Genomic DNA, 21,801 nt, shown 5'->3' with positions numbered 1-21,801 from the left:
GGTAGCGGGGGCGCGGCGGCCGGCGTCGCGGGCTGCGGCGGCGTGACCGTCGCGTCGCTCGGTTCGGGCGCGCTGTCGGCTTCGGGGGCCGGATCGGGCGCGCTGGGTGCCTCGATGCTCACGACGCTCATGCTTTCCTGTGTGTGGACCGGCGGCGGTTCGAGCCGGAACGACAGCAGCAGGACCAGCATCAGCGCCGGGACCAGCAGCGACAGGGCGATGGCGAGCGCGCGGCGGCCGACCCCGATGTCGAGCTGTTCGTCGTGGGAGGTGGCTGGAACGGGGTTCAGCGGAAACAATCTTTGACGAAAGGCGTGCGCTGGTCAGGCTGCCCGGAACAGGAAGCGCGTTGGATAATGGCGCGCCGCAGCTTTGACAAGCGCGCCACCGTCGATCCCGTCGACCGTGAACAGGCCGGCGTTGCCGGCCCGACACTGTCCGCGATCAGTCGATGGTGCTTGCGAGTTCGCGGTTGAGCCACAGCGCGACGAGCGTGACGATCGCGCCCGAGAGCAGGTAGCCGCCCGCGGCGATCAGCCCGAACTGGCTCGACAGCCACAGCGCGACCATCGGCGCGAAGCCCGCGCCGAACAGCCAGGCGAGGTCCGAGGTGAAGGCCGATCCGGTGTAGCGGTGGCGCGGCTGGAAGTTCGACGACAGCGCGCCCGACGACTGGCCGAACGACAGGCCGAGGAGGATGAAGCCGAGGATCATGAAAGTCGCTTCGCCGAGTTCGCCGGCATCGAGCAATTGCGGGGCAAAGCCGCTGAACGCCGCGATCGCGGCGGCGGTGGCGCCGAGCAGCGTGCGGCGGCCGATGCGGTCGGCAAGATAGCCCGACGCGACGATCGCGCCGACGCCGACGACTGCGGCGATCGCCTCGATCATCAGGAAGCGGACCGGGGTCTCGTCAGTGAAGAGGAACACCCACGACAGCGGGTAGACCGTGACCATGTGGAACATTGCAAAGCTGGCGAGCGGCGCGAAGGTGCCGATGACGATCGTCTTCCATTCCGACCGCACCGTGTCGAGCAGCGGCGCGGGCTGGAGCGCGCGGTTCTCGAAGAGTTCGGCATATTCGGGGGTCACGACGATGCGCAGCCGCGCGAACAGCGCGACGACGTTGATCGCAAAGGCGACGAAGAAGGGGTAGCGCCAGCCCCAGGCGAGGAAATCCTCCGCGGGCAGCGCCGAGATCAGGAACATGAAGAGCAAGCTGGCGACGATCAGACCGAGCGGCGCGCCGAGCTGGGGGATCATCGCATACCAGCCGCGTTTCTTTTCGGGGGCGTTGATCGCGAGCAGCGAGGCGAGGCCGTCCCACGACCCGCCGAGCGCGACGCCCTGGCCCATGCGGAACAATGCGAGCAGCAGCGCGGCGCCGATACCGATCGATTCATATCCGGGCAGGAAGGCGATGGCGGCGGTCGATCCGCCGAGCAGGAACAGCGCGATCGTCAGCTTGGCGCCGCGGCCATAGGCGCGGTCAATCGCAGTGAAGATGATCGTACCGACGGGGCGCGAAACAAAGGCGAGAGCAAAGATCGCGAACGACCAGAGCGTGCCCGTCAGCGGGTCGAGATGCGGGAAGACGAGCTTCGGGAACACCAGCACCGACGCGATCGCATAGACGAAGAAGTCGAAAAATTCGGATGTCCGCCCGATGATGACGCCGATCGCGATTTCGGCGGGATCGATGCGGTGTCTGCCGCCGTCATCGTCGGCGCCGTGGAGAGCGCGGGCGTCGCGTTCGGCCTCGGTGGTGGGGACGGTGTCGGCAGCCATGGTAACAATCCTTGAGCTGGCGCCGTCGCTTGCGCAAGATGCGACGGCACGAGTCGGTCATAGGGCAAAATTGCCCGGAATGAAAATGCCCCTGCGCGATGATGAGCGGTCGCGGGATTGGACAAAATGTCCTATGTGCAGTGCAGCAATGGAGGGTTAGGCGCGCATCATGCCAAGCAATCTCCCCCGTTTTCCCGCCCGATTGCGGCTCGTGCCGCTGCTCGCCGCGCTGCCCCTGTTGTCGGGTTGCGGGCTGGTCGTGCTCGATCCCGCCGGCGACGTCGCGCGCCAGCAGGGCGACCTGATCATCCTGTCGACGGTGCTGATGCTGCTGATCATCGTGCCAGTGATGGCGCTGACGATCTTCTTCGCATGGAAATATCGCGCGTCGAACAAGGACGCCACCTACAAGCCCGACTGGGATCATTCGACGCAGCTCGAACTCGTCATCTGGTCGGCGCCGCTGCTGATCATCATCTGCCTCGGCGCGGTGACATGGGTGGCGACGCATCTGCTCGACCCCTATCGCCCGCTTGCGCGCACCGGGCCGGGCAAGCCCGTCGCGGCCGAGGTGAAACCGCTCGACGTGCAGGTGGTCGCGCTCGACTGGAAATGGCTGTTCATCTATCCCGAACAGGGCGTCGCGACGGTGAATGAGCTGGCGCTACCGGTGAACCGGCCGGTGCGGTTCCGTATCTCTTCGTCTTCGGTGATGAACAGCTTTTACGTGCCCGCGCTCGCGGGGCAGATCTATGCGATGCCCGGCATGGAGACCAAGCTGCACGGCGTGTTCGACAAGACCGGCGATTATACCGGTTTCTCGGCCAATTATTCCGGCTGGGGCTTTTCGAACATGCGTTTCGCGGTGAAGAGCCTGCCCGAGGGCGAGTTCGACAAATGGGTTGCCGCGACCAAGGCGTCGGCCGAGGGCGACCTTAGCCGCGATACCTATCTGAAGCTAGAAAAGCCGACGCACAAGGAACCCGTTCGCCGCTTTGCCGCGAGCGATCCGCAATTGTTCGACGCGGTCGTGAACATGTGCGTCGAGCCCGGCAAGATGTGCATGCACGATATGATGTCGCTCGATGCCGCCGGCGGCGCGGGTATCGCGGGTATCGGCAATGTGCGGCAGGTCACCTATGACAAGTTCGCCGCGCGCGGCACCGTCGATGTCGCGCGTTGGGGCATGCGCTATGTCGCGGCTTATTGCAGCGCGCCGGTCATGTCGAACGACCGCCCCGACGCCAAGCCGGTCGCCCCCGAAAAATTGAAGGGCGAGGGGCTGCCGCATCCCGGCCGTCCCGAACGCACCGCGCTGCGCGCGCCTGCCGCCGTCGACCGCCCGCTGTCCTGAAAAAGCCCGAGATCATCATGAGCATCCCGCATCCCGCCCCCGAAACCGGCCCGATCCTCGGCAAATTGTCGCTGGAAGCGCTGCCGCTCCACGAGCCGATCCTCGTCGTCACCTTCATCGGCGTCGTCATCGGCGGCCTCGCCGTGCTTGGCCTGATCACCAAATATCGCCTCTGGGGCTATTTGTGGACCGAATGGTTCACCACCGTCGACCACAAGCGCATCGGGATCATGTACATGATCCTTGGCCTGATCATGTTCCTGCGCGGATTTGCCGACGCGATCATGATGCGGTTGCAGCAGGCGATGGCGTTCGGCGGGTCCGAAGGCTATCTTACCCCGCATCATTACGACCAGGTGTTCACCGCGCACGGCGTGATCATGATCTTCTTCGTCGCGATGCCGTTCATCACCGGGATCATGAACTATATCGTCCCGCTCCAGATCGGCGCGCGCGACGTCAGCTTTCCTTTCCTAAACAATTTCAGCTTCTGGATGACGACGTCGGGCGCGGTGTTGACGATGATCTCGCTGTTCGTCGGCGAATATGCCCAGACCGGCTGGCTCGCCTATCCTCCGCTGTCGGGGATTGCTTACAGCCCCAATGTCGGCGTCGACTATTATATCTGGGGCTTACAGATAGCCGGCGTCGGCACCACCCTGTCGGGCATCAACCTGGTCGTCACGATCCTGAAGCTGCGCGCGCCGGGCATGGGGCTGATGAAGATGCCCGTCTTCACCTGGACCTCGCTCTGCTCGAACATCCTGATCGTCGCGTCCTTCCCCATCCTGACCGCGACGCTCGTCCTGCTCAGCCTCGACCGCTATGTCGGCACCAATTTCTTCACCAACGATCTCGGCGGGTCGCCGATGATGTATGTGAACCTGATCTGGATCTGGGGGCATCCCGAGGTTTACATCCTCGTGCTGCCGCTGTTCGGCGTCTTCTCCGAAGTCACCTCGACCTTCTCGGGCAAGCGGCTCTTCGGCTATACGTCGATGGTCTATGCGACGGTGTGCATCACCATATTGTCGTACATCGTGTGGCTGCACCATTTCTTCACCATGGGGTCGGGGGCCAGCGTCAACAGCTTCTTCGGCATCACGACGATGGTGATCTCGATCCCCACGGGGGCCAAGCTCTTCAACTGGCTCTTCACCATGTACCGCGGCCGCATCCGCTTCGAACTGCCAATGATGTGGACGATCGCCTTCATGCTGACCTTCGTCATCGGCGGTATGACCGGGGTGCTGCTCGCGGTGCCGCCCGCCGACTTCGTACTCCACAACTCGCTGTTCCTGATCGCGCATTTCCATAATGTCATCATCGGCGGCGTCCTGTTCGGCCTGTTCGCGGCGATCAATTACTGGTGGCCCAAGGCGTTCGGGTTCAAGCTCGACGTCTTTTGGGGCAAGGTCAGCTTCTGGTGCTGGGTGGTCGGCTTCTGGGTCGCCTTCACGCCGCTCTATATCCTCGGCCTGATGGGTGTGACGCGGCGCATGCGCGTGTTCGACGATCCGAGCCTGCAGATATGGTTCGTGATCGCGGGCGTCGGCGCGGCGATCATCGCGGCGGGCATCGGCGCGATGCTGGTGCAGTTCGCGGTGAGCATCTGGCGCCGCAAGGAACTCGCCGAGGAAAGCGGGGACCCGTGGGACGGCCGCACGCTCGAATGGGCGACCAGTTCGCCGCCGCCCGATTACAACTTCGCCTTCACGCCGGTGATCCATGACCTTGACGCCTGGTACGACATGAAAAAGCGCGGACACCAGCGTCCGGTGACCGGCTATCGCGACATCCATATGCCGTCGAACACTGGCGCGGGGATGATCCTGTCGGGCATTTGCCTCGTGATGGGTTTTGCGCTCGTCTGGCACATCTGGTGGCTGGTGGCGCTTAGCTTCGTCGCGGTGGTCGCAGGCGCGATCATCCACACGTTCAACTACAAGCGCGATTTCGACATTCCGGCGGCGACGGTCACTGCGGTCGAGGAAGCGCGGACCCGCCAGCTGGCGGCCGGGGCCTGATCCGATGAGTGCCAAGACCATGACAGCCAATGCGATAACCGCCGACGAGCCCGTCGCCTTCTACGATCTCGACGAGCATGCGCATCCGGAGGGGCACAGCACGATGCTGGGCTTCTGGATCTATCTGATGAGCGACTGCCTCATCTTCGCGATCCTCTTTGCCTGCTACGCGGTGCTCGGCGGCAGCTATGCGGCGGGCCCGGCGCCGAAGGATCTGTTCGACCTGAAACTGATCGCGCTCAACACCGCGATGCTGCTCTTTTCGTCGATCACCTATGGCTTTGCGGTGCTCCAGATGCAGCAGGGCAGGGTGAAGGGCGTCCAGCTCTGGCTTGGCGTCACCGGGCTGTTCGGGCTCGCCTTCCTCGGGATCGAGCTCTACGAATTCCATCACTTGATCGAGATCGGCGCCGGGCCGCAGCGCAGCGCCTTTCTGTCGAGCTTCTTCACCCTCGTCGGCACGCACGGGCTGCACGTTACCTTCGGCATAATCTGGCTGGTGACGCTCATGGTCCAGCTGTCGAAGCACGGGCTGATCGCCGCGAACAAGCGCCGCGTGATGTGCCTTTCGATGTTCTGGCACTTCCTCGATGTCGTATGGATCGGCGTCTTCACCTTTGTCTATCTGATGGGAGTGCTGCGGTGAGCCCCAATTCCGGCCAAACTGGCCCCCACCATGCCGCCGACGGCCATCACGAGATCGAGATGCCGCACGCGTCGATGCGCGACTATGTCATCGGGTTCCTGCTGTCGGTGATCCTGACCGCCATTCCCTTCTGGCTCGTCATGACGATGCCGCTCAGCGCGGGCACGACGGGCGCGGTGATCATGGGCTTCGCGGTGGTGCAGATCATCGTCCACATGGTTTTTTTCCTGCACATGACGCCGAAGGCCGAAGGTGGCTGGTCGCTGACCTCGCTCGTCTTCACGATCATCGTCGTCGTCATCATGCTGGCGGGGTCGCTGTGGGTGATGCATCACCTCAACACCAACATGATGCCGATGCCGCACGAACCGACCAGCCAGACGACGAGTCAGGTGCTTTGACACGCACTCGCCGCGCGGCCTTTGCCGCGGCGGCGCTGATCGCGGCGCTCGGCCTTGCGGCGCTCGGCGTCTGGCAGGTCGAGCGGCGCGCGTGGAAGCATGAGCTGATCGCGGCGGTCGATGCGCGCGTTCATGCCGCGCCGGCAAAGGCGCCGCGGCCCGATCGATGGGATGCGGTCAATGCGAAGGATGACGCCTATCGCCGCGTCACCGCCACGGGAATATTCCGACACGATCGCGAGACGTTGGTGCAGGCGGTGACCGAACGCGGCGCGGGATATTGGGTGATGACCCCGCTCGAAACGCCGAATTTCACGCTGCTGATCAATCGCGGCTTCGTTCCCAAGGACCGGCGCGATGCGAAGACACGCGCGGCGGGTCAAGTCGCGGGGCCGGTGACGGTGACCGGCCTCCTGCGCGTGACCGAGCCGGGCGGGGCTTTCCTGCGTTCGAACGATCCGGCGGCCGACCGCTGGTTTTCGCGCGACGTGGCGGGAATCGCAAAGGCGAGGGGGCTCGGCAGGACCGCGCCCTATTTCGTCGATGCCGACGCCGCGCCGAACCCCGGCGGCTACCCGGTCGGCGGGCTGACTGTCGTGCGTTTTCGCGATCATCATATGGTCTATGCGCTGACCTGGTTCACGCTGTCTGCGCTCAGCCTCTTTTTTGCGTGGCGGCTCTGGCGTATCCGGGAATGATGACCGACCCGGCGATCCTGCCCGCCGCGCCCGCGAGAGCCCCCGCGGGGCGCCGCAACATGACGCTGCTGATCCAGCTGCGCTGGCTGGCGGTGGGCGGACAGCTCGCGACGATCGGAATCGTCAGCGGGCCGATGGGCATATCGCTGCCGCGCGCGCCCCTGCTGACGGCGATCCTCGTGCTGATCGCGATCAACTTCGCGAGCATCGCGGCGCTGCGCCGCGGGCGCGCGGTGACCAATGCCGAACTCACCGCCGTGCTGCTGTTCGATGTCGCGGCGCTCGGCTGGCAGCTGCACCACAGCGGCGGGCTCGCCAATCCCTTCGCCTCGCTGTTCCTGCTGCAAGTCGTGATCGGCGCGATCCTGCTCACGCCGCGCTCGTCGTGGGCGATCGTCGCGGCGGCGCTCGCGGCGCTCGCTGCGCTGCGCGTCGACCCTACGCCGCTCGTCCTGCCGCCGCCCTACGCCGCCGACCCGATGAAACTTTATTTGCAGGGCAGCTTCGTCTGTTTCCTGCTGATTGCGGTGCTGCTCGTCGCCTTCGTGACGCGGATCAGCCGCAATCTGCGCGACAGCGACGCGGCCCTGGCGGCCAGCCGCCAGCGTGCGGCGGAGGAGGATCATATCGTCCGCATGGGGCTGCTCGCATCGGGCGCGGCGCACGAACTGGGGACGCCGCTGTCGACGCTGTCGGTGCTGATCGGCGACTGGAAGGCGGCGCCGCGGCTAAAGGACGACCGCGAATTGCAGGAGGATCTTGCCGACATGGACACCGCGGTCCAGCGCTGCAAGGCGATCGTCGGTGGCATTTTGATGTCGGCGGGCGAGGCGCGCGGCGAGGCGCCGCAGCTCACCACGATGCGCGCTGCGTTCAACGAGATTGTCGCGCACACGCGCGCCGTGCGCCGCCCCGGCACGCTTGAGTTCAACGACCGGTTCGGCGCCGACGTCGCGATCGTATCCGACCCGGCGCTGCGGCAGGTGATCGGCAATGTGCTCGACAATGCGGCCGAAGTGTCGCCCGAGTGGACCAGCTTCACGACGTCGCGCGACGGCGACATGCTGGTGATCGAGATCGCCGATCGCGGCCCGGGCTTCAGCCCCGAGATGCTCGAGAATTTCGGGCAGCCCTATCGGTCGACCAAGGGTCGGCCCGGCGGTGGGCTCGGCCTGTTCCTGCTCGTCAATGTGCTGCGCAAGATGGGCGGCGGCGCCAGTGTGTCCAACCGCGATGCGGGCGGCGCACTGGTGCGGATTGTCCTGCCTGTTTCGGCGCTGGCGCGCCCCAGCGGAGAGACGGCATGACCGAGCGGCGCCATTTGCTGATCGTCGAGGATGACGAAGCCTTCGCGCGGACGCTCAAGCGCTCGTTCGAACGGCGCGGCTATGCGGTCGAGGTCGCGCACGGTCCCGAGGAGATGGACGCGATATTGCCGACCTTCCGGCCGGGTTACGCCGTCGTCGATCTCAAGCTCGGCGCCGCATCGGGGCTCGCCTGTGTACAGACGCTGCGCGCCGCCGATGCGATGATGCGGATCGTCGTGCTCACCGGCTTTGCGAGCATCGCGACCGCGGTCGAGGCAATCAAGCTCGGCGCTTCCTATTATCTCGCCAAACCGTCGAACACCGACGATATCGAGGCGGCGTTCGAGCGGGCGGAGGGCAATGCAGAGGCGCCACTCGACGCGCGTCCCTCATCGATCAAGACCGTCGAATGGGAACATATCCACCAGACGCTCGTCGAAACCGGCTTCAACATCTCGGAAACCGCGCGTCGGCTCGGCATGCATCGGCGCACGCTCGCGCGGAAACTCGAAAAGCGGCAGATTCGCTGATAGGCGCACGGGCTGTCATTTCCGGGCTCGTCTTGTATCCTCGTCCCCCGCTTGATATCGGGGCGCCGAACCGAAAGAGGCCACGTCCTCGCCCGCTTTTGCCCGCGGGTTTTCAAGTCCGGGACGGCCCGGCAGCCTTTTACAAGGAGGCTGTCATGGCCTGGATTTACCTGACGATTGCTGGACTTTTCGAGATTATTTGGGCGTTTGCTATGAAACAGTCGGATGGCTTCACGCGCCCCGTTCCGACCGCGATCACGATCGCCGCGATGATCGCGAGTTTCGTATTGCTTTCGCTGTCGATGAAATCGCTGCCGCTCGGCACCGCCTATACGATCTGGACCGGCATCGGCGCGGTCGGCGCTTTCCTTGTCGGCATCTTCGTCCTCGGCGAACAGGCGAATGCGACGCGCATCGTCGCAGCGCTGCTGATCGTCGGCGGGTTGCTGCTGATGAAGCTCTCGTCGCCCGCCTGACCGGGCTCAGTCGGCTTTCATCACGAAGGCAGGGCCGAGGTCGATCGTGCGCGCGGCGTCGCCCAGCGTCAGCGCGACATTCGTCGCGCCCGCGGGATAGGCGTCGGCCGCGATGCCCTTGATGTGCACGAGCGTCCATTCGCCCGTGATCGCGAGGCGACCGGCAACGATCGGCGTATAGGGCGCGCTGTTCTGCTGGATCGCGGCGCCAAGCTCGGCGGGGCCGTCGGCGCCACCCTGCGCGAGCCGGACCCACAGCGCGAGGATCAGCTTGTCGCCTTTGGCAATCGCGTCCCTGATCGGCACCGACGCGCCGATGTCCCACGGGTTGGCCGGCTTGGCGGGGATGGTCACGCGCATCGCGCTGCCGCCCTGTACCGCGCCGTCCTTGCGCGCCTTGTGCGTCTGGCCGGGGCCATAGACGGTCCAGCCCGCGGTCGGCTCGTTAAGCATATGCGGCGCGCCGGCCTCCTCCTCGGCCGATGCCGGCGCGGCGGCAAAGGCAATGGCGACAGCCAGCAAAGCGGTGCGGAATCGGATCATCATGCGTCTCCCCCAACGACTCGATTGCATGATCTTATAATGACAAGTAAGATATCAATCTAATACCAATTTACCGAAGGGGAACGGCGATGCGGTTGGTAACGCGATGTTCGATCATGCTGCTCTGCGCGGCACCTTCGACAACATCGGCTGAGGAAACACCAAAGGGCAGTTTCGAACTCGTCTGGTCCGACGAATTCGACATCGATGGGCCGCCCGACCCCGCCAAATGGAGTTGGGACACCCACGCCAACAAGGCGGGTTGGTACAATGAGGAACTGCAATATTACGCCGCCGACCGCCCCGAAAACGCACGGGTCGAAGGGGGGAGGCTGATCATCACCGCGCGCCGGGAGACACTCGCCGACCGCGCCGATCATGGCGGGCAGGGCTATAGCTCGGCGCGGCTGATCACAAAGGGCAAGGCCGAATTCACCTATGGGCTGATCGAGGTGCGCGCGAAGCTGCCGTGCGGCAAGGGCAGCTGGCCGGCGATCTGGACGCTCGGCGCCAACGCGCCCTGGCCCGACGGCGGCGAGATCGACATCATGGAACATGTCGGCAAGACGCCCGGCGACATATTCGGAACGATCCATAACCGCTCGACCGCCGGGACGTTCGGCAACGGCGGCCAGACGCGCGTCGACGACGCCTGCGAGGCGTTCCACGACTATCAGATGCTCTGGACCCCGCGCGAGATCCGTTTCGCCGTCGATGGCAAACCCTATCACCGCTACCCCAATGCGGGGACGGGCACCGCGCAATGGCCGTTCGACCAGCCGCAATATCTGCTGCTCAACCTTGCCGTCGGCGGCGCGATGGGCGGCGAGGTCGACGATACGATCTTTCCGATCCGTTTCGCGATCGAGCATGTCCGCGTCTATCGGCAGCAGCCGCGCGGAGCGGCGCCTCCCGCCGAATGATATAGCGACGCCCGCCGGACCGCGAGAGGTCACGACGGGCGTCGGGGGCAAGCGGCGGGAAGACCGCCGCCCCGTTCAGATCAGGATGTGGCACACGCCGGGCTGCGGATAGGCGATACCGCGCGTCAGCTGCGCGAGCCGGTCGTCGACGATCTCGGCGCGATCGACGATCTCGACGCGGAACCGGCCGTGGAGCGCGCCGACGCTGCGGACATTGCCGCCGCCGCCCAGCGCATGGAGGATGTCGGCGGGTAGCGACGCGTCGGGCGCGGCCTTCTTCCGAACCCGCGCCGGGGCAGTTGCCGCGCCGCCGCCGGCCAGCGCGCCGCGAATTTCTTCGGCGACCAGATCGGCGATCGGGCCAAGCACGACCTGCGCCGCATTTTCCGATGGCCGGATGATCCCGCGCGCGCCCAGCGCCGACAGTGCCGTATCGTCGACCGCCTTCTGGTCGGCGACGATCAGCCGAAGCCGCGTCGTGCAGGCATCGACGCTCACCAGATTGGCGCTGCCGCCCAGCGCTGCGACGAAGGCGTCGCCGCGCGCGCTGCCCGCTGCTGCGGCCGACACTTCAGCGACCGCGCCTGTCTCGCGTCCCGGCGTGCCCAGGTCGAACCGGCGGATGAAAAAGCGGAAGAGGCCGTAGTAGAGCAGGGCATAGGCGGCGCCGATCGGGAGCAGCATCCACGGCCGCGTCGCGAGGCTGAAATTGAGCACATAGTCGAACAGCCCCGCCGAAAAGCCGAAGCCGAGCTTGACGTCGAGTGCGTTCATCAACGCCATTGACGCGCCGGTGAGCAGCGCGTGGATCGCGTAGAGCAAGGGCGCGACGAACATGAAGGTGAATTCGATCGGTTCGGTAACCCCGGTCAGGAAGCTGGTGAAGGCAAGGCTGAAAAGCATGCCGCCGACCGCCTTTTTCCGCTCGGGCCGCGCCTCGTGATACATAGCGAGGCAGGCGGCGGGCAGGCCGAACATCATCACGGGGAAAAAGCCCGACATGAAAGCGCCAGCATTCGGATCGCCCGCGAAGAAGCGGCGGAGGTCGCCCGTCGCGCCCGCGAAATCGCCGACGACGAACCAGGCGGCATTGTTGATGATATGGTGCAGCCCGGTGACGATCAGCAGCCGGTTGAGCACGCCATAGACGAACAGGCCGGCGCCGCCGCTTTCCACTACGGTGCGGCTCGCGGCGTCGATCGCGCCGCTGATATGCGCATAGCCATAGCCGATCACGAAGGCGAGCAGCAGCCCGGCGACCCCCGCCGCGATCGGAACGAAGCGGCGCCCGCCGAAGAAGGCGAGATATTCGGGCAGCGCGATCGCCGCGAAACGATTGTAGAAATTGCCGCCGATCAACCCCGACAAGATGCCGATGGGCACTTCGAGCTTGTCGATCTGGGTGAGCGCCCAGTTTTTCCCCGCGAGTGCCGCCGCCGCGTCGGGCCATCCGGCGCCGACATCGGCCGGTGCGGTGAGGAAGGTCTGCGCGCCGGTCGTCGTGACGAGATAGCAGACCACTCCCGCGAGCGCCGCGGCGCCATTGCCGTCGCGCGCAAAGCCGACCGCGACGCCGATCGCGAAGAGGATACCCAGATTGTCGAAGATCGCCGCGCCCGCTGCCGAGACGAAGGCGATGTCGAGCAGGTCGGGCTGGCCGATGCGCAGCAGCAGGCCCGCGATCGGCAACACGGCAATCGGCAGCATCAACGCGCGGCCCAATGGCTGGAGCGTTTCGAGTATCTTGCGCATCACCGTGTCTCCTCGAACGCGCGGGCGAGCGCGCGCACCTCCGCCGCCGACTTGCATTGCAGCGCCAGCGCGGCGTGCGCCTGCGTCTCGGGCAGGGAGAGCCCGCGCACGATCTGTTTTGCCTCCGCGACGAACCCCGGTACCGCCGACAATTCGGTCACGCCCAATCCGACGAGGATCGGCAGCGCCGCGGGGTCGGAGGCGAGCCCGCCGCAGACGCCAACCCAGCGGCCGTGGACCGCGGCAAGGCGGCACGTTTCGCCGATCATGCGCAGCACCGCGGGGTGCATCGCATCGACCCCGGCGGCGACCGCGGGGTTGCCGCGATCCATCGCGAGGACATATTGGGTGAGGTCGTTGGTGCCGATCGACAGGAAATCGGCCTCGGCGGCAAGCAGGTCGGCGGTCATCGCCGCAGCCGGGGTTTCGACCATCACCCCGACCTCGACGGGCGCCGCGATCCCCATCTCGCCGCGCAGCCGCTCGACGATCACGCGCACCTGCCTGAGTTCGTCAACGCTCGCGACCATCGGAATCATGATCTTGCACTGACCCGGGGGCTCGACGCGAAGGATCGCGCGCAGCTGCGTTGCGAGCAGGTCGGGCCGTACAAGCGCCACCCGTATGCCGCGCTGGCCGAGCGCCGGATTGTCTTCGGCGTCGATCGGAATATAGGCGGCAGGCTTGTCGCCGCCGATATCAAGCAGCCGGACGATCACGGGCTTGCCGGCGAGCGCGTCGGCAATCCCTTGATAGGCGGCACGCTGTTCGCCTTCCGACGGCGCGGTCTCGCGATCGAGAAACAGGAATTCGCTGCGGACGAGCCCCGATCCCTCGGCGCCCTGCTTCGCGGCGGTCTGTGCCTCGTCGACGCTGCCGACATTGGCGAAGATTTCGATGCGCGTGCCGTCGGCGCTGCGACACGCGTCGTTCGCGGCCGCCTGTGCGGCGGCGCGGCGGACGTCGCGTTTGGCAAGCCGCGTGGCGAAGGCATCGCTATCGGCGGCCGACGGGGCGAGCGTGACATGACCGAGTTCGGCGTCGAGCAAGAGCGGTTCGCCATCGTCGACCGCATCGAGTGCGTCGCCCATCGCGACGATGGCAGGCAACCCCATGCCCGCGCAAAGGATCGCGACGTGCGACGTCGGGCCGCCGCGCCGGAGGCAGATGCCGGCGGGCCTTTGCGCCGCCAGCGCCACAAGCTGCGACGGCAACAGGTCCTCGGCCACGACGATCGCCCCTGCCGCGATATTCGCCCCGTCAAGCGGCGTGCCGGTCAGCACCGCGAGCATCTGCCGCTCGATATCGACCAGATCGTCGATGCGCTCGATCAGATGGGCATTGCCCGTTGCGCGGATCGCGTCGATCTGGTCGTGGATCGCGCCGCGCCAGGCGAAACCCGCGCTGTGCCCGTTCGCGATCCGCTTTTCGGCTGCGGCAATCAACTCGGGATCGTCGATCAGCGCGAGATGCGCCTGCATGACCGAGGCGACGCCGCCGCCCGCCGCGTCGGCGCGCGCTGCGATGGCCGCGCGAACGTCGCTGCGCGCTGCGATCAAGGCGGCCCCCTCTTGCTCCGCGCCACTTCCTTCGCGCGCAACTGCAATGTCCGCCTGGAACAGCCGCGCGGCCGGGCCCATGGCGAGACCGGGCGACGCGATCACGCCGCCGATCTGTCCAGCGCGGAGCGGTGCGGCCGAAGCGGCAGCAGCCGGGTGCGCGGCCGCTGGCCGCGCCTCTCCCATGTCGGTCGCAAGAAGCGCGACGATGGCGGCGAGCGCCGCTTCGGCATCGTCGCCGCGTGCTTGCACGATAATTTCGTCGCCCAACGCCGTGCCGAGAGCGAGCAGCGCGACCGTGCTGCGCACATCGCCGCGCTTGTCGCCCTTCACCAGGTGCACTTCGGCTTCGAACCTGCGCGCCGCCTCGCCGATCCGCGCGGCGGGGCGGGCGTGGATACCGTGCGGCAGCGACAGCGTCACCGCCTGTTCGACGACGGTGCCGTCGTCCGAGCGGCGGCGCGCTTCGGCCTGCACGGGCACGAGCGTCATCAGCGCCTCGCACGCGCCGACCGCCGCGCCGGTTGTGCGGCGGCCGATCGCAAAGGCTTCGGCGTTGGTCACGATCACCGGCGTAATCAGGCTCGTCGCCGCGAGCGCGACGGCGTCGATATCGAACCGGATCAGCGGGTCGCCGCGCGAGACCGTCTGGCCCATCGCGACCAGCGGCGTGAAGCCTTCGCCCTTCAGCATCACTGTATCGAGCCCGATATGGATCAGTATCTCGACCCCCTCGGCGCTGCGCAGCGACACGGCATGGCCGGCTTCGTGCAGCGTCACGACCTCGCCGTCGAACGGCGCGACGACCGTATCGCCGAGCGGCTGGATCGCGACGCCGTCGCCCATCATCCGCTGCGCAAAGACCGGATCGGGAACGTCGTCCAGTGTCGTCGCCCACCCTCTGACCGGCGAGGTGATGATCAGGCCCATGGCTATAATCCCCAAAACTTCCGCCGCTTCTTGTCGTGCGGCTTGTGCATCATTGCGCGGCTTGCGCCATGTCCGGTGCGGCCTGCGAAACAATCTGGCCGTCGATCCATGTCGCGCACGGTTCGAGCGCGGCATCGAGCCAGACCCAGTCGGCGCGCTGCCCCGGCGCGATCGACCCGATGCGGTCTTGCAACGACAGGAAGGCCGCGGGCGTCGCGCTTGCCATCGCGGACACATCGGGCACCGGCAGCCCGGTGACCTCGATCGTCTTGCGCAGCGCCGATGCCATGTCGAGATGCGTGCCCGCGAGCGTGCCGTCCTCGAAAATGCAGACGCCGTCCTTCACCGCGATGCGTTTGCCCTGCAGGGTAAATTCGCTGACGTCGGTGCCAACGCTCGGCATCGCGTCGGTGACGAGCATGATGCGCTCCTTGCCCTTCGCGCGAACCGCTAGCCGGACGACCGCGGGATGGAGGTGGACGTCGTCGACGATCAACCCGCAAAAACTATCGGAATCGAATGCCGCACCGACCGCGCCCGGATTGCGATGGTGCAGCGGCGACATCGCGTTGAACAAATGGGTGAAGCCCGACAGCCCGGCGGCAATCGCCCTCTGCGCCTCGTCATAGGTCGCGTCGCTATGCCCCGCGCTGACGATCACACCGTGGCGGACGAGCGTGCGGATGTCCGCTTCGTCACACAATTCGGGCGCGAGTGTCAGCATCACGCGCCCACGATGCGGCGCGGTTAGCGTCGCCAATATGTCGGCATCGAGGCGACGGATCCGGTGCGCTTCGTGAATGCCGCGCTTTACCTCGTTGATAAATGGACCTTCGATATGGATGCCGACGAGCCCGGGGACGCCCCGGTCGATCGCGGCGTCGACCGCAGCGAGCGCCGCGGCGATCTGCGCGGGCGTGTCGCTGATCAGGGTCGGCAGGAACGCCGTCGTGCCGAACCGCGCGTGCGCGGCGCCGATCGCGGCGATCGCGGCGACATCGACCTGGTCGTTGAACAACACGCCGCCGCCGCCATTGACCTGCGTATCGACGAAGCCTGGGAGCAGCCACCCGCCGTCGAGGTCGATCTCGCGATGCGCCACGGCGTCGCCGGCGGGCAACACGGCGGAAACGATGCCGTCGGCGATGGCGATATCGACCGCGCCGACGGTGCCGGCCGGCAACGCGACCCGTCCGTTGTGGAAACGAAAGATCATAAAGTCTCGGTAACCTTGTTGAGGTGCGGAGGCGAGTCGGGGTCGCGGCCGCGCGCGAGCGCGAGCGCGCTCGCCATGCGGTAAAAGCTCTGGATCATCAGGATCGGTTCGATCGCCGGGTGACCGGCGATGGCAGGCAGGTCGCCATTTTCGGGGTCGGCGAGCAGCACCGTCGCGCCGCGCGCGCGAAATTCGTCGGCGACGTCGCGGACGCCAGCGGCCGCGCGGTCGGTGCCGCCGAATGCCAGGACATGAAAGGCATCGCCGACGATCGCCATCGGGCCGTGGCGGACCTCGGCCGAACTGAAGCTTTCGGCGTGAAGCCCCGACGTCTCCTTGAACTTGAGCGCGGCCTCCTGCGCGGCGCCCAGCCCATAGCCGCGGCCGAGAACGAACAGGTTGGTCGCGCGCTGAAACGCGGGGATAGCGGGCCCCCAGTCGAGCGCGAACGCCCGCATAAGCTGGCGGGGTAGGGCGATCAGCGCGGCATCGAGCGCCTTGTCTTCGGCCCAGGCGGCGACGAGTGCGGCGATGGCGGCGAGCGAGGCGATATAGGATTTGGTCGCAGCGACCGATCGCTCGACCCCGGCGGAGAGCGGGATCACCACGTCGGCAAGGTCCGCGAGCGGCGAGCCTTCGGCATTCACCAGCGCGACGACGAAGGCGCCGGCATCGCGTTGCTGCTCGACAGCAGCGAGCAGGTCGGGGCTCTGGCCCGATTGCGATATGGCGAGACACAGGCGGTTGCCGGCAACGGCGGGCGCGTCATACAGCGACGCGATCGACAGCGCGGCCGATGCCGTCGGCGTTCCCGTCATCGTTTCGATCAGATATTTGGCATAGGTCGCGGCATGATCCGACGAGCCGCGCGCGCAGGTGACGACCGCCGTGGGCGGCGAGGCGCGCAGGCGCCGGCCGATCGCCGCGAAGGCATCGCGATTCGCGGCGAGCATATTGGCCACGGCCTCCGCCGCCTCGCGCGCTTCCTGCTCCATCAGCGTCTGTCGTCCGTCGAGGGCGGCGTTCAGCATCGTACATCGTCTCCGGTCGAGCGTCGGTGGAGTGCTCGCGATATTGGTACTATATAGGTTATATATATCTCATCAAGCGGTATGTTGGCGCGGTCAGATCTTGATGATCCAATTCTTCCGGCGCAGCCATTCCATCGCGCCCCAGATCAGCAGCATGTAAAGAAGGATCGGCAGCAGCGATGCGACCGGATCGCCGAGCGGTTCACGCAGCGCCCGGAACGGCAGCAGCAACAGGTCCCAGGTAACGACGCCGGCGGTGACCTGGTGCAGTGTGTAGGCCGCGATCGCATTTGCGCCGAAGGCCAGCATCACGGTCGCGGCCACACCAGGCTGGCGGCCCTCGCGATCGAGCCAATGGTGAAGCAACGCAAGCGCGAGGATCGTGATGCCGCTCGTGACGAGCACGAAGCTGCTCGACCAGATATCCTTAACGATCGGGAATGCGAGGCTCCAGACACCGCCGACCACCAGCATTGCGGCGCCGATCATCGCGAGCTTGCGTGTGGCGAGCCCCTGGCGACGGATAAGCATTTCGCCGACCGCGACGCCGATCAGGCCCTGCGCGATCGCGGGCAGGGTGCCGATTATCCCTTCGGGATCATAGCCTTCGGGACCTTGCACATAAAGGTGCGTTCCGAGGAGCAGGCGGTCGACCGACGCGACGAAATTATGGCCGCGCACCCAGATATCGGTCGCCAGCCCGTCGAGCGAGGGAAGCAGGGCCAGCGGCCAGTAAAGCGCCAGAATCGCTGCGATGGCGATCATCCGCGCGCGTGGGCCGACGAGCAGGAACAGAAGCGCGCAGGCGCCATAGACGAGTCCGATTCGCTGGAGCACGCCGAACAGGCGCCAGTCGCCCGTGGCGAAGCTGGCGAACCAATAGAGATTGCTGAGGATGAAGCCCAGAAGGAGCAGGCGCCCGGTCCGCCCGAGGATATGGCGACGCTGCGCCGAATCAAGCGTGGCATTGCGCAGCGAAAAGGGAATGGCGATCCCGACCATCGTCAAAAAGCCTGGAAAAACGAGGTCGGCGATCGTCAGCCCGTCCCAGCTGACGTGGAGCAAGATCGGGGCGACATTGGCTTCGGCGCCATATTTCATCGCCGCCGCGGAATTGACGAGGATCATCCCGGCGACGGTTAGCCCCCGCAGGACGTCGAGTGAAATCAATCGCATGGCTGTGCCTCCCCCGTCTTCGCCGCCCGCCCTGGGCGACATCTTTGCGCTGCCATAAATTTGCAATGGACAGCGCGTTGGATTTGTAGTCTATTGGTAATAGTCCAAGGACGCAATTGGTCTTATAGAGATTGTGGGAAGGCAATCTGGACCCGACTGGATGGGGGAAATTATAATGGTTAAGGGGCCTGCCAAAACAAACGGGATCGGTCGCGGTCTGCTGCACGGTATATGCGGCGCGGCGCTCGCGAGCGCGATGATCCTGCCCGCCGCGGCGCAGGAAAACAGTGCGCCCGTATCAGCGGACGAGGAAAATCCCGACGACATCGTCGTCACCGGCATTCGCGCCAACCTTGAGTCGGCGCAGAACCGCAAGCGCAACGCCGATACGGTCGTCGATTCGATCACGGCCGAGGATATCGGCTCCTTCCCCGACAAGTCGGTGGCCGAAGCCTTGCAGCGCGTTCCCGGCATCACCGTCATCCGTTTCGCGGGCACCGACGACACCTCGCACTTCTCGGCCGAACCCTCTGGCGTGATCATCCGCGGCCTCAATCAGGTCCGATCCGAATTCAACGGCCGCGATACCTTCAGCGCGAACAGCTCGCGCGGCCTCAGCTGGCAGGACATCTCGCCCGAACTTCTCGGCGGCATCGACACCTACAAGAATCAGACCGCCGATTTGATCGAGGGTGGCATCGCGGGCACGGTCAATCTGCGCACGCGCGTGCCGTTCGATCAGGACGGCCGGCTCGTCTCGATTTCGATCAAGAATACCTATGGCGACATTGCGCAGAAATCGACGCCCGAAATCTCGGGCATCGTTTCGGATCGCTGGCAGACCGGAATCGGTGAACTCGGGCTGATGCTCAACGGCGCCTATTCGCATGCGATCACCGCGAGCCAGGGCATCCAGTTCGACCGTATGGCGATCTTCGACGGCGTGTTCGGTCCCGGGAAGCAATATATTCCCAGCGGCATCTACATGCGCGACAATGAATATGACCGCAAACGCTACGGTATCTCGGCGGCTTTCCAGTGGCGCTCGAACGACGGCGACATGGAACTGACCGGCCAGTATCTGCGCTCGCAGTACAACAACAGCTGGCGCGAGCATGCGATCTACTCGAGCGCGTTCAGCGTCTACGGGCAGCCGAGCGACTATCAGGTTACCGATCCGACGCTGGTGAACCCGCTCACCGGCACCGCGCCGTTCCAGTTCGACGACGACGGCAATTTTCTCAGCGGCTGGTGGTCGTCGCCGGCGGGCTATGTCGGCGACAATCCCGGCGACGAACGCGGTCTGGGGCTGAACGAAGATGGCGAAGCCTTTTTCAACCGCTGCTACGGCTGGGAATCCTGTGTCGCCCAGCGCGCGCCGCAGGTCGACACCGCGGCGAACGCGCTCAAGAACAAGCAGATCACCCAGGATTTCGGCCTCAATTTCCGCTGGGATGTTTCGGACCGGCTGCGCGTCACGCTCGACGGCCAATATGTCGATGCCAGCGTCAAAAACTATAACGCGTCGGTCACCGCGCGGACCTTCGCCGACACGTTCGTCGACCTGACCGGGAAATACCCGCGCCTCGAATTCCTGCCCAACCAGGCCGAGAATATCAATTTGTCGAGCGGCGGGCTGAACAACCCGAACAATTATTTCTATTACGCGATCACCGATCACACCGAGGACAGCGACGGCGAGGAAGTCGCGTTCCGCGCCGACGTCGAATATGATGTCGATTCGGGTTGGCTCGACGCCATCAAGGTCGGCGCGCGCTATGCCGATCGCGATCAGACGGTGCGCTGGGGCGCCTATAACTGGGCGAATATCTCGAACACCTGGACCTATACGCAGGCGCCCTATTTCAACATCGATAGCCCCGCCTATGCGCCCGGCACCAACGGGCTCCACGCCTTCAGCGGCGATTTCTTCGCCGGCAACCAGATCAACCACAACAGCTTCGCCTTCTTCAACATGGACATGTTGTCGAACCGCGAACAGCTTGCGGCGGCGCTCGGGCGGCCGTCGATCGGCGTGGGCGATTATTATCCCGTCTGTTCGGGCGAGGGGTATCGCGGCGCGGAGACGATCGAGAAGGCCTTCGGCTGCTATTTCCCGAGCGAAGTCCACCGGGTCAGCGAGCGCACCATCGCCGCCTATGCGATGGCGAAGTTCGGCGGCGACAGCCTCGCCATCGGCGGCGTGCCGGTCTCGGGCAACATCGGCGTCCGCCTCGTCTGGACGCGTGACGATACGGTGGGTGCGACCACCTTGCCCGTTCCCTTCACGCCGACCGGGCTCCTTTGCGAGGAAGGGATCGATCCCGGCCCGCCGCCGCGCCCGACAGCCTCGTCGGGCTGCGTCGTCACGCAGCGGGAGATTGATTTCGGCAATGGCGCGACCGTTGCCGGCACGACCAAGGTCAACCATTTCCACGCGCTGCCCAGCTTCAACATCAAGTTCGACCTGACCGACAGGCTGGTGTCGCGTTTCGCCTATTCGCGGGCGATGTCGCGCCCCGATTTCGGGCTGCTCCGCAATTTCCTGACGGTGAATCGCCTCACACCGAACCTCAATGATTTTTCGGACCCGAATGTCACGCGCGACGAAAACGGCAGGGCGATCGCCTATGACTGGCAATATACCGGCCAGTCGGGCAATCCGGGGCTCAAACCGATGACCGCCGACCAGTTCGACCTGACGCTCGAATATTATTTCGGCCGGTCGAGTTCGTTCACCGCGACGGGCTTCTACAAGAAATTCTACGATTATATCCAGGCGGGCCAATTCAACCTCGAAGTGACCAACAACGGGGTGACCGAAGACGTCCGTGTCAACCGGCCAGTCAACGGCGATGGCGCGAGCATCTATGGCGCCGAATTCGCCTTCCAGACCTTCTTCGACTTCCTGCCGGCGCCGTTCGACGGCTTCGGGGTGCAGGCGAACTACACTTATGTGAAGAACGACGGGATCGAGACGGTCAATTTGACCAACGAGACCGCGGGCGGAACGGCGGGCGGCGGCCTGACCTATGAGGACAGCACGGTAAAGGCCAATGCGCTCGAAGGCATTTCGAAGCACAGCTACAACCTCGTCGGCATGTATGAAAAGGGCCCGGTATCGGCGCGTGTCGCCTACAACTGGCGTTCCAAATATCTGGTGACCGCGATCGATTGCTGCGTGGGTTTCCCGATCTGGCAGAAAAGCACCGGCTATCTCGACGCATCGCTTCGCCTCCGGGCGACCGCGAATATCGAGTTCGTGCTGGAAGGCACCAATCTGCTCGGCACCGATACCGTGCTGATGCAGCAAGTCGATGGCGACGGCACGCTGAAACCCAACGCCTGGTTCAAGAATGACCGGCGCTACCAGCTCGGGGTGCGGCTCAATTTCTAAAAGGGGGAAGGGGCGTCGGCCGTGTCCAAATCGGGCTGGCGCCCTCTTTC

At 65.4% G+C, this 21,801-nt stretch carries 17 protein-coding genes and 1 pseudogene; 10 read left to right on the top strand and 8 right to left on the bottom strand.

Going from position 1 to position 21,801, the window contains the following annotated elements; translation table 11 throughout:
• Both ATE71_RS08835 and ATE71_RS08830 read right to left on the bottom strand, forming a co-directional pair.
• Window positions 1-299: pseudogene (locus ATE71_RS08835) on the bottom strand (hypothetical protein); the annotation flags it as partial.
• 145 nt (window positions 300-444) lie between these two features.
• Window positions 445-1,785, bottom strand: coding sequence for an MFS transporter (locus ATE71_RS08830; RefSeq protein WP_058803126.1), 1,341 nt, complete (start codon window positions 1,783-1,785; stop codon window positions 445-447).
• 169 nt (window positions 1,786-1,954) lie between these two features.
• Here ATE71_RS08830 and cyoA point away from each other — a divergent pair, with 169 nt between their 5' ends.
• The 8 genes from cyoA (at window position 1,955) to ATE71_RS08790 (ending at window position 9,224) form a co-directional block, all read left to right on the top strand.
• Window positions 1,955-3,139, top strand: coding sequence for a ubiquinol oxidase subunit II (gene cyoA, locus ATE71_RS08825; protein WP_058803124.1), 1,185 nt, complete (start codon window positions 1,955-1,957; stop codon window positions 3,137-3,139).
• 17 nt (window positions 3,140-3,156) lie between these two features.
• Window positions 3,157-5,166, top strand: a complete 2,010-nt coding sequence (gene cyoB / locus ATE71_RS08820; RefSeq protein ID WP_058803122.1) for a cytochrome o ubiquinol oxidase subunit I — start codon at window positions 3,157-3,159, stop codon at window positions 5,164-5,166.
• A gap of 19 nt (window positions 5,167-5,185) precedes the next feature.
• Complete coding sequence (cyoC, locus tag ATE71_RS08815; protein ID WP_152998712.1) at window positions 5,186-5,812, top strand: cytochrome o ubiquinol oxidase subunit III; 627 nt, start codon at window positions 5,186-5,188, stop codon at window positions 5,810-5,812.
• Window positions 5,813-5,871: 59 nt separating this feature from the next.
• Window positions 5,872-6,213: a cytochrome o ubiquinol oxidase subunit IV gene (gene cyoD / locus ATE71_RS08810; RefSeq protein WP_058803142.1), complete on the top strand. Its 342-nt coding sequence runs from the start codon at window positions 5,872-5,874 to the stop codon at window positions 6,211-6,213.
• Entirely contained in the window at window positions 6,210-6,911 is a 702-nt protein-coding gene (locus ATE71_RS08805) for an SURF1 family protein (RefSeq protein ID WP_058803118.1), read from the top strand. Before cyoD ends, ATE71_RS08805 begins: the two co-directional genes overlap by 4 nt.
• Entirely contained in the window at window positions 6,911-8,218 is a 1,308-nt protein-coding gene (locus ATE71_RS08800; protein ID WP_058803141.1) for an ATP-binding protein, read from the top strand. The genes ATE71_RS08805 and ATE71_RS08800 overlap by 1 nt, the downstream gene beginning before the upstream one ends.
• On the top strand, window positions 8,215-8,748 hold the full coding sequence (locus ATE71_RS08795; RefSeq protein WP_058803116.1) for a response regulator transcription factor: 534 nt from the start codon (window positions 8,215-8,217) through the stop codon (window positions 8,746-8,748). The genes ATE71_RS08800 and ATE71_RS08795 overlap by 4 nt, the downstream gene beginning before the upstream one ends.
• A 155-nt stretch (window positions 8,749-8,903) precedes the next feature.
• Complete coding sequence (locus ATE71_RS08790; protein ID WP_058803114.1) at window positions 8,904-9,224, top strand: DMT family transporter; 321 nt, start codon at window positions 8,904-8,906, stop codon at window positions 9,222-9,224.
• 6 nt (window positions 9,225-9,230) lie between these two features.
• On the opposite strand, the gene ATE71_RS08785 is transcribed toward ATE71_RS08790, so the two are convergent.
• Window positions 9,231-9,770, bottom strand: coding sequence for a carbohydrate binding domain-containing protein (locus tag ATE71_RS08785; RefSeq protein WP_058803112.1), 540 nt, complete (start codon window positions 9,768-9,770; stop codon window positions 9,231-9,233).
• An 86-nt stretch (window positions 9,771-9,856) separates the two neighbouring features.
• Here ATE71_RS08785 and ATE71_RS08780 point away from each other — a divergent pair, with 86 nt between their 5' ends.
• Window positions 9,857-10,690, top strand: coding sequence for a family 16 glycosylhydrolase (locus ATE71_RS08780; RefSeq protein WP_058803110.1), 834 nt, complete (start codon window positions 9,857-9,859; stop codon window positions 10,688-10,690).
• A 75-nt stretch (window positions 10,691-10,765) separates the two neighbouring features.
• Here the strand turns inward: ATE71_RS08780 and nagE are convergent, their stop codons facing one another.
• The 5 genes from nagE to ATE71_RS08755 all read right to left on the bottom strand — a co-directional run bounded on the left by nagE (window position 10,766) and on the right by ATE71_RS08755 (window position 18,354).
• On the bottom strand, window positions 10,766-12,442 hold the full coding sequence (gene nagE / locus ATE71_RS08775) for an N-acetylglucosamine-specific PTS transporter subunit IIBC (protein WP_058803109.1): 1,677 nt from the start codon (window positions 12,440-12,442) through the stop codon (window positions 10,766-10,768).
• Window positions 12,442-14,931: a phosphoenolpyruvate--protein phosphotransferase gene (gene ptsP / locus ATE71_RS08770; RefSeq protein ID WP_201022935.1), complete on the bottom strand. Its 2,490-nt coding sequence runs from the start codon at window positions 14,929-14,931 to the stop codon at window positions 12,442-12,444. Before ptsP ends, nagE begins: the two co-directional genes overlap by 1 nt.
• Window positions 14,932-14,980: 49 nt before the next feature.
• Window positions 14,981-16,147 carry an N-acetylglucosamine-6-phosphate deacetylase gene (gene nagA, locus ATE71_RS08765; RefSeq protein ID WP_058803107.1) on the bottom strand — a complete coding sequence of 389 codons (1,167 nt, stop codon included), beginning with the start codon at window positions 16,145-16,147 and terminating at the stop codon, window positions 14,981-14,983.
• A complete protein-coding gene (locus ATE71_RS08760) occupies window positions 16,144-17,178 on the bottom strand; it encodes an SIS domain-containing protein (protein WP_058803105.1) in 1,035 nt (344 codons plus the stop codon). Before ATE71_RS08760 ends, nagA begins: the two co-directional genes overlap by 4 nt.
• Before the next feature lie 93 nt (window positions 17,179-17,271).
• Window positions 17,272-18,354, bottom strand: coding sequence for an acyltransferase family protein (locus ATE71_RS08755; RefSeq protein WP_058803139.1), 1,083 nt, complete (start codon window positions 18,352-18,354; stop codon window positions 17,272-17,274).
• 175 nt (window positions 18,355-18,529) lie between these two features.
• Between ATE71_RS08755 and ATE71_RS08750 the strand changes: the two genes are divergently transcribed.
• Window positions 18,530-21,751 carry a TonB-dependent receptor gene (locus ATE71_RS08750; protein WP_058803104.1) on the top strand — a complete coding sequence of 1,074 codons (3,222 nt, stop codon included), beginning with the start codon at window positions 18,530-18,532 and terminating at the stop codon, window positions 21,749-21,751.
• The last annotated feature ends 50 nt before the right edge of the window (window positions 21,752-21,801 follow it).

It is taken from the genome of Sphingopyxis sp. H115 (assembly GCF_001468465.1).
In the GTDB taxonomy this organism is placed as follows: domain Bacteria; phylum Pseudomonadota; class Alphaproteobacteria; order Sphingomonadales; family Sphingomonadaceae; genus Sphingopyxis.
Note: the sequence above shows the minus strand (reverse complement) of the source record. Positions and strands in the feature narration are given on the sequence as shown.